Origin of the sequence: Methanoculleus sp., from assembly GCF_035363275.1 — an archaeon.
Lineage (GTDB): Archaea > Halobacteriota > Methanomicrobia > Methanomicrobiales > Methanoculleaceae > Methanoculleus.
Genome location: NZ_DAOSET010000072.1, coordinates 1 through 8,702, shown reverse-complemented (window position 1 = coordinate 8,702; position 8,702 = coordinate 1). Strand labels below are relative to the sequence as shown.

The 8,702-nt window shown below is 66.9% G+C and carries 9 protein-coding genes; 1 reads left to right on the top strand and 8 read right to left on the bottom strand.

Annotated features, from left to right (window positions below):
- Window positions 1–171: 171 nt before the first annotated feature.
- Both PLN84_RS11880 and PLN84_RS11875 read right to left on the bottom strand, forming a co-directional pair.
- Complete coding sequence (locus PLN84_RS11880; protein ID WP_292383595.1) at window positions 172–1,197, bottom strand: hypothetical protein; 1,026 nt, start codon at window positions 1,195–1,197, stop codon at window positions 172–174.
- Window positions 1,198–1,232: 35 nt separating this feature from the next.
- Complete coding sequence (locus PLN84_RS11875; RefSeq protein ID WP_292383597.1) at window positions 1,233–1,625, bottom strand: STAS/SEC14 domain-containing protein; 393 nt, start codon at window positions 1,623–1,625, stop codon at window positions 1,233–1,235.
- Window positions 1,626–1,916: 291 nt separating this feature from the next.
- Here PLN84_RS11875 and cls point away from each other — a divergent pair, with 291 nt between their 5' ends.
- A complete protein-coding gene (cls, locus tag PLN84_RS11870) occupies window positions 1,917–3,350 on the top strand; it encodes a cardiolipin synthase (RefSeq protein WP_292383599.1) in 1,434 nt (477 codons plus the stop codon).
- Window positions 3,351–3,356: 6 nt separating this feature from the next.
- On the opposite strand, the gene PLN84_RS11865 is transcribed toward cls, so the two are convergent.
- From PLN84_RS11865 to PLN84_RS11840, 6 genes are all read right to left on the bottom strand, one after another.
- On the bottom strand, window positions 3,357–4,226 hold the full coding sequence (locus PLN84_RS11865) for a PHP-associated domain-containing protein (protein ID WP_292383601.1): 870 nt from the start codon (window positions 4,224–4,226) through the stop codon (window positions 3,357–3,359).
- Window positions 4,227–4,285: 59 nt separating this feature from the next.
- Complete coding sequence (locus tag PLN84_RS11860) at window positions 4,286–4,687, bottom strand: STAS/SEC14 domain-containing protein (protein ID WP_292383602.1); 402 nt, start codon at window positions 4,685–4,687, stop codon at window positions 4,286–4,288.
- Between the two features lie 43 nt (window positions 4,688–4,730).
- Window positions 4,731–5,357, bottom strand: a complete 627-nt coding sequence (locus PLN84_RS11855) for a hypothetical protein (RefSeq protein ID WP_292383603.1) — start codon at window positions 5,355–5,357, stop codon at window positions 4,731–4,733.
- Window positions 5,358–5,431: 74 nt separating this feature from the next.
- The gene (locus PLN84_RS11850; protein WP_292383605.1) at window positions 5,432–5,944 is read right to left on the bottom strand and encodes a DUF1269 domain-containing protein; all 513 of its coding nucleotides are present in this window, start codon (window positions 5,942–5,944) and stop codon (window positions 5,432–5,434) included.
- A 56-nt stretch (window positions 5,945–6,000) separates the two neighbouring features.
- A complete protein-coding gene (locus tag PLN84_RS11845; protein ID WP_348532101.1) occupies window positions 6,001–7,041 on the bottom strand; it encodes an AI-2E family transporter in 1,041 nt (346 codons plus the stop codon).
- Between the two features lie 47 nt (window positions 7,042–7,088).
- Window positions 7,089–8,702, bottom strand: a 1,614-nt coding sequence (locus tag PLN84_RS11840) for a SulP family inorganic anion transporter (RefSeq protein WP_348532100.1), incomplete at its 5' end; no start/stop codon positions are given.

The following is an 8,702-nucleotide window of genomic DNA, read 5'->3' as shown; positions in this document are numbered from 1 at the left end:
CGGGGCTTTGATACCTCTCCGCCGACCTCATGGGACGAGGCTTCTCCGTCGGGACACAACGGATTCTGCAAGCCGCTGCGGCCTTCTCCGGACTTCGCCTCCCGCGTAACGGCGGTTTCGGGTAACAGGTGACGCCGAGCCACCCAGGCTAGTCCCCATATATACTGGAGTCTATGGGATAAAAATAGCTCCGCCCACCCGTGTCAGCCAGGCCCGGGTGATCCGGTCGGCCTTCCCGGCGTCCTCCTTCTCGAAGAGGTCGAGGGCGGTGAGGTCGATTCCGGGCGGGAGGACGCCGGGGAGCAGCCGCAGATCGCCCTGGTAGACCTCGATCTCCTGCGGACCTGCGGCAGTCGCGACGAGGATCGGGTCCCGGGCAACCGGTCGGCGCCGGAGGTCGTCATAAGCCCGGTGCATCGTCACCTCCTCGATCCCGAGGAACTCCCGGTTCACCCGGAGGTTGCAGGCGGTCCAGCAGGCCGCGGCAAACCAGGCGTCGTTTGCAATCACGCGCGGGACACCCGCCCGGGCGGCGGCAAGCCCGAGGGTGCCGGCGCCGGAGCAGGCGTCGACGAAGGTCTGCGGCCGGTGCCGGGCGATCTCCCGCTCAAGAGAGAGGATCTTCTCGTTCCGGCCCCGGGGGAACTCGACATGCAGGACCGACTGCTGCTTGTAGACGACGATCGGGCCTCTGCGGGTGGCAAAGACGTCGGCCCGGACGTCGCAGCCGGCAAGCAGGGTGTACTCCTTCGGCGCCGCATCCGTGTCGCGGACTCCCGGCGTCCCGGCATCCGTCCGGACGACGCCCCGGACCTCCGGGACCTCGCCGACCAGCCGGGCGGCCGCCCGCTCCCCGACCGACCGCGAAAGGAGGACGAGCGACCGCGGCGGGAGGTAAGGTGCTCTCCGCAGCGCGGTTCCGGGGTGGACGAGCGGTGTTGCGGCGGCGGCGAGGGGTTCGGTCCCGGCGAGGTCGCCTTCCTCGGCCATGATCCGGTAGATCGCGGCGAAGACCTCGTCGATGAACCGCTTCCCGCAGGAGGGGCAGGGCTCTGCGGTATCGATATCGGGCGGCGGGCTCCGTTTGTCGTAGACGAGCCCCATGCAGTCGGGGCAGGGGGCAAAGCGCCCGGGAAGCTCCGCGAGGAGTGCCGGGGCGTCGGTGACGCAGTCGTGCCCGCAGACGGGACAGTGCATGCCTGAAGGGTTGGGGGCTGGAATATATACGTATTTCACGCCGCCTGCGGCGGGACCAGGAGCCCTTCGCGAAGCCAGCCCCATGCGTCCCTGAGGCGGTTCTCGGGGAAGTAGCGGACGTCGACCCCGGCAAAGCCGACGAAGAGCCCCGGCAGGCGGTTCATCCACTCGCGCCACCGCTCGCCGCCGACGATGGCGATCCGGTCAACCCGCTCCAACCCATGCCACTGCCTGAGGGCATCCCATCCCTCCCCCGGCCTCCAGCTCCGGAAGCCCTCGATCTTGAAGAGGATCCGGACGCTCTGGCCGCCGTTCATAGCCCGTTCGAGCTCCGGGATCAGGACGGTGGCAAACTCACTCTCGCTCAGTTTCCCGTCGAACCGATACCCGACCACACGCCCCGAACTCTCCTTCATCCGGTCAAGCATGGGTGCCCCTTGGGCTGCTGAAGGGAAAAAAGCTGCGGCCGTCCGGCCGGGTCTGCGGTTCCGGTCCGCCGCCGGTACCACCTGTGCGATTGCCCTCCCTTCGCGGGGGCGACAGGCCGTTTCGACCCGTCCCCGGGCCGGGGGCCGCCGGGCGGATCGGCGTCACGGTCTTCCTCCTCTTCGCCGGACCGATCCGACCGGCCGCAACGAAACGTTCCGACGATAGATACACGAATATACTCCCGTGTAGAGAAGAAGAGGTATGCCCGGTTCCGGCGAGGAGGCGGCAGAATGGATCTCCCGGTAGTCTTCTCCATCATCATACTCATCAACATCATCTCCGGCATCACCATCGTCTTCTTCGAGCGGAGGAACCCGACGGCGACGTCGGCCTGGCTGATGGTCCTCTTCTTCCTGCCCCTGGCCGGGTTTGTGCTCTACCTCTTCTTCGGGCAGAACTACACCCGGCAGAGGATGTTCGTCGTCAAGGAGCGGGAGGACCGGTGCTACCTCGAAGACCTCTTCGAGAAACAGCGCCGTGTGCTCGCCGGTCGCCTCCACCGGTTCGCCACCCCGGCGGCGGAGGAGTTCCACGACATGATCTTCCTCCTCCTCCAGAACAACAGGGCCTACCTGACCGAGAAGAACCGGGTCGATATCTACACCCGGGGAGAGGAGAAGTTCGACGCGCTTTTTGCGGCGATCCGGGGCGCCCGCCACCACATCCACCTGGAATACTTCGTCGTCAACAACGACGACCTCGGGCAGGCGGTCGTCCACGCCCTCGCAAAGAAGGCGCGGGAGGGTGTCGAGGTCCGCTTTCTCTTCGACGCGATAGGGGCCATGTCCGGGGGCGGGTCGCGGGCGGCGTTCTCGGAACTGGAGGATGCCGGCGGGAAGATCGGGGTCTTCTTCCCCTCGTTCTACCGGGTCAACTACCGCAATCACCGAAAGATCGCCGTCATCGACGGGGTCGTGGGGTTCATCGGCGGGTTCAACATCGGGGACAGTTACCTGGGGGAAGGGCCGCTCGGCCCCTGGCGCGACACCGCCGTCCGGATCACGGGTGATGCCGTCAGGCTGCTCCAGTTCCGGTTCTTCCTCGACTGGAACTATACGACCGGCGAGCACCTGTCTCTCGAGGCCCCCTACTTCCCCGACACAGGCGGCCCCGGGACGACGCCCGTCCAGATCGTCTCCGGCGGCCCGGATACCCGGTGGAACCCGATCAAGGAGGGCTACATCAAGCTGATCACCTCCGCCCGGGAGTCGGTCTACATCCAGACGCCCTACTTCATACCCGACGAGAGCGTCACCGACGCCCTGCGAATCGCGGCGCTCTCCGGGGTCGACGTCCGGATCATGATCCCCTGCAAGCCCGACCACCCGTTCGTCTACTGGGCGACGCTCTCGTTCATCGGCGACGTGCTCGATGCCGGGGTGCGGGCCTACACCTACGACGATGGGTTCCTCCACGCAAAGACGATCGTCGTCGACCGCAAGGCGGGGTCGGTCGGGAGCGCGAACTGGGACGTCCGGAGTTTCCGGCTGAACTTCGAGGCGAACGCCTTCTTCTACGACGCGACCGTCGGGGCGGAGCTTGCGCGGACGTTCGAGGAGGACCTCGCCGTCTCCACCGAGATCACGCCGGAGGGCTACCGGGCGCGACCCTTCCGGGTCCGGGTGAAGGAGTCGGTCTCCCGGCTCTTCTCGCCGCTCGGGTGAGGTTTCTCACCGGTTGTTCAGCCGGCTCTCGACGAATTTCCTGATCCGGGGGAGGCTCTGCTCCCAGCGGGCCTGGAGGATGGAGACGGCATAGGGGAGGTGGTGCGGGAGGACCGCGGTGCCCATCACCGCCTTCTCGACGAACGGCCGCTCGCGGCCGATGATGACGGTTTTTCTCGCCCGGACGGCGTCCAGGAACTCGTCGACGGTATCGGCCTCGGCGCAGGTGACGACCCCCCCGAGTTCGTGGAGGAGGTGGCCGTCGGTCCCCCCGGTCCGGCCCAGATCGTGGGCCGCGGCGAGCCCGGCGGCCTTCATGTTGTGGGACCGGGCCATCCCGCCGCAGATCACCTCGAGGGCGTCGAGGCGGGAGAAGACCTCTTTGCCGATACATGCGCCTGCGACGCAACGCTCGACGCCCCGGTTCAGGAAGGCGTAGCCGCAGGGGTGGGCCTCGACGGCGATGCAGGAGTAGTCCTCCCGGCGGTCGAGGATCTCCGGAGTGTCGAGGCGTATCGCGGTGAACGGGCCGTTCCTCCGGTTCTTCTCGATATGGCGCCGGTAGAAGTCCTGGAGGTCGGAGACCGAGTAGAAGTAGAGGAGGAGGTGCGGGCCGTCGTTGGCGCTGACCTCGATACCGGGGACGAGGGTGACGCGGATCTTCTGCCCCTTCGCCTCGGCTACGCCGCTCACCTGGTTGTGGTCGGTGATCGCAAGCCCGATCCCCTGTCGCGCGGCGAGTTTCAGCACGTCCCGCACCCGGGTGGCCGAGTCGGAGTGGCGTGTGTGAACGTGGAGGTCTGCCGGGAGGAGCCCGAGCCGCCGGATCTCTTTCGGCAGGGGTTTTTCGAATATGATATCTTTATAATAGTGCATGTGCTGTCTGTCTGATCACCGGTAGGTTGCCCGGGATGAAAAAGGGTTGCCCGCCCCCCCTATCCCACCCCCGGTGCGGTCTCCTCGACGGCGAGCGGCTCCCGCAGCCAGTCGATCGCGGCGTCCAGGTGGCCTTCGGTGAAGTAGCGCGCGTCGATCCCGACGAATCCCACGAAGAGCCCCGGCAGGTGGCTCATCCACTCTTCCCACTTCTCGCCGCCGACGACCGCGATCCGGTCGACCTTCCCGATCCACGGCGAGGTCTTGAGGGACTCCCAGTGCCCGTGCGCCTTCCAGCCGTGGAAGTTCACGATATGAAAGAGCATCCGGAGGACCGGGTGGGTTGTTCCCGCCCCTTCAAGCGCCGGGAGTAGCGTCCCGGTGTAGTCCTTCTCCGTCAGCTCGCCGTCGAACCGGAATCCGACGACGTTCTCCGCACCCGTCTCCATCCGTTCAAGCATGGCGCCCCCCTCTCCGGGGAGGACGGGAAAAAGGTTCCGGTCATCACCCGGTCGGGGGCTCTTCGCGGCCGGGTTCCGGGGCCACCAGCCTCCCGGCGATCTCCTCCTTCGAGTACTCCGCGAGGTAGCGGTTCCCGGCGAGTGCGACGGCGACCGACCCGATGAGGACGAAGATCATATCGAGCATGGTATCGTCAAGACCATGCTGGAGGTTGGTCCCGAGGAAGGTGTCGAAGAGCCACTCGTAGATCTCCCAGAACCCCTCCATCGCCATTGCAGCGATGACGATGAACCCGACGATCATCCACCGGGAGAGATTCAGTCGGCTGAACCGGTCGAGCAGGAGGACGATGACGAAGGCGAGGATCGAGACGGTTATCCCCGCGATGAGGTGGGCGATCTTGTCGTAGTAGGGGTAGTACATCAGGTAGAATCCCTGGATCTCGCCGGCGACATGGAGGTAGAGCAGGAAGGCGATGAGAAGGTTGATCTGCCAGGGGAGGGTGATGCTCCACCGGCGGGTGACGACGGCGGGGACCAGCGTCAGGCAAAGCCCGACAACGCCGCCGAAGACCTGCGAGTATTCGCCGAGCGAGAACGCTATGAGGATGTTTGCGGCGATGAGGACCTGGAAGAGGCAGGCGAGGTAGAGCCCGGCGGGTCTCTGCATGAGATCGTGTTGGGCGGCGGCCGGTAAACACCTTATGGCGGGGTGCCGGAAAAGAGTGAAGGCTGCCACACCGCTTACACGGCGGGCGGCGGAATTTCGGCCTTTCCGGCGCCGAAGGCGTCGCGGAGATTTGTCTCTTCCGTCTCCGAGAGCGACGTCCGGATGACGCGGCCGCCGTAGTCCTTGATGGCGCCGACCACCTTATCCGGCGTCATCTTCTTGATAAGCAGGAAGACCGCGGAGTTGCCCGGCCCGACGTTCTCCGCGACCTCTTTGATGAAGTTGTCGTCGATCCCGTAATCGGAGAAGCGCCCGGCGAGCGCCCCGGTGATCGCGCCGATGGCGAGCCCGAAGATGGGGGCGAAGAAGATCAGGCCGATCAGGAGTCCCCAGAAGGCGCCGGAGAGTGCTCCCATGCCGGCGAGGTTGGTCGCCTGCTTGATCTCGGTCTTGCCGTCCCGCCGGTGGACGACGACCACCAGGTCCTCCAGTTCGATGATGTGCTCCTTTGTCAGTTGAACGAGCCGGTCCCTGACACGGAACGCGGTCTCTTCGCCGTCGTAGGCGATGGCGACCAGGTCGCTCATGGCTCTCTCCTTTCAGGTGACATGCGCCGGGGGTATCACCCCGGCGTATATAAACCCTACCTCCGCTGCTCCCCGGCTCCCAGCAGTTCCCCGATCCACCGGGTCTCGTCCCAGCTCTCGAGGAAGAGCTTCACCGCGATCGTCAGGGGGATGGCGAGGAAGACCCCGACCGCTCCGAAGATGAGGCCCCAGAAGACGACGGAGAAGAGGACGACGAACGGCGAGAGGTTGAGGTCCCGCCCGGCCATTCTGGGGAGGACGAGGTTTTCCGCGGCGGCATCGATGAGGGCGACGGCGGCGATGACGGCCACGGCCCCGGCCGGCCCGAACTCGATGAGGGCGAGGAGCGTGGGCGGGATCGCGGCGACGACGAGCCCGATGTAGGGGACGTAACTCAGGACGAAGGCGATAAAGCCCCAGAGCACCGCGAAGTCGACCCCGAGGACGGCGAGGAAGAGCCCGGTCCCGACACCGGTGATCAGGTTCACCTTCGTCCTGACGACGACGTAGTCGATGAGGAGCCGGCCGGACTGCGCAAGGTGCCGGTAGGGGGAGCTCTCCGCCCCCAGGCGCTGCCTGATGACGGCCGCGATCCGGGGCGCTTCGAGGAGGAGGAACCCTATCCCGACGAAGACGATGAAGGCGTCGACGGTGATGGACCCGACCTGCCGGGCGATCCCGGCGACCTGCTGGAAGACGAACCCCTGGTCGATGTAGTCTCCGATCTGGATGACGCCCGGGGTGATGCCGTATTCGGAGAGGAGGGACTGGAAGACGGCGATCTGTTCGTCGAGGCTCGCCTGGTACTGCGGCAGCGAGCGGACGAACCCGGTGAGGGCCGCACCGAGGAAGGCGATCACCCCGGTGAGGACCCCGATGAGCCCCACGACCACCATCCCGGCGGCGAGGACCGGGGGCACTCCCCGGCGGGTCAGCCACGTCATGACGGGCGCGGTGATCATGGCGAAGAAGACGGCGACGAGGAGCGGGCTGACGATCTCTGTGGCCGCCTGAAGCCCTGCGAGGACGATGACGACCGCAGCCCCGACTATCGCGATGCGGGCAGGGGGGGAGAGGCGCTCGCCGGTCATATCCATCGGGAGGGGTTGGGCGCCCGACGAGATAGAGTTTTTCCGGCCGGGTCTCACTCCCCGGCTTCCGCCGCCCGGATCGCCTCCCGGAGCGCCTCCCCGATGACCGGGGTTGCGACGAATATGTTCCCGCGGCCGATGGCGGCGCTCGCCCCGGTCTCCTCCAGACCCCCGAGGAGCCGGGGGTCGACCTCGGCGAGGACGAGCCGGTTGTTGTGGGCGCGGAGCCGCCGGGCGTAGCGTTCCAGCATCCGGAAGAGCCCGGTCCCGGCCTCGACCCTCCCCCGGAGGGCCAGGACCACGACGGCGCCTTCTGCCCCTTCCGGGGAGGGGAGCGACCGTTCGATAGCCCGAAGGGTGGCGAAGTAGACGCTGCCGGAGACGGTGAGAATGGTGATCCGGCCCGCGGGGAGCCGGACGGGCGGGGGCTCTTCGCGGAACATCCCGCCGTCCACCGGGACGAGGCGGATGACGGAGGCCTCGCGGGTGGAGGTGAGCAGGTAGAGGGCGAGCGAGAGGAGGACGCCGATGTAGATGCTGTACTGGAGCGGGAGGACCTGGGTGGAGATGAAGGTGGCGGCCATCGCCCAGCGCCCGGAGCGGGAGTACCTGCAGATGCAGGCGATCTCGTGGGGCCGGTAGAGGAGTTCGGCCCCGATGAGGATCAGGATGCCGGCAAGCGCCGGGAGCGGGATCTGTTCTGCGAGCGGTCCTGCAACGATGATGACGGCCCCGACGATGACGCCCGAGATGAGGTTCGCCGTCCGGGTCTCTGCCCCCGCGCTGACGTTCAATGCTGTCGCGGAGAGCGAGCCGGCCGAGGGTGCGCACTGGAGGAAACTGCAGACGATGTTCGTGACTCCCTGTCCGGTAAAGTCCCGGTTCACGTCGGCGATGGTCCCGTCGCGTTCCGGGATCGCTTCCGTGACCCCGACGGCCATGACGAGCCCGATGATGGCAAGCGCGAGCGACGGGATGAGCAGGTCGGGGGCGAGGGCGATGTCGGGGAGGATGAGGGCCGGGAGGCCGGCGGGGATGGCGGCGATGTCGCCGACGAGCGCGACGCCCGGGAACGCGGCCCGGACGAGGAGGGTGGCGACGATGAGCGGAAGGAGGAGGGCGACGGAGCTGAGGTGCGGTACGCGGCGGATGACGATGACGAGCGCGATCGTGAGGAGACCGACCGCGAGTGCATCTGGCCGGATCTCGCCCGCATGAAGGATGAGGTCGAGCATGGCGAGGATCTGGATTGCGTCCCTCGGGAGTTCGTAGCCGGTGAGGTTCCCGAGCTGCCCGAGGACGATGAGGAGCGCAGCCCCGGTGACGAACCCGGTGAGGACGGCGTTGGAGATGAACCGGGTCAGGCTGCCGGCCCGGATGAGTCCGAAGCCGAGCTGGAAGATCCCGACGAGGAGGGTCAGGACAAAGAGGGTGGCCGGGACGTCGGCCTCGGGGACCGGGGCGAGGACGGAGTAGATCGAGACCGCGAGGACGTTTGAGAGCATCACCTTGAGGTAGGAGGAGCCGGTGAGGAACGCGGCGATCGCCGTCGAGAACGCGGCGGTGTAGAGGCCGTAGAGGGGGTTGATTCCGGCGACGAGGGCGAATCCCATTGCCTGCGGGATGCCGACGAGGGCGGTGGTCGCGCCGGCGGCGAGGTCGGCGGG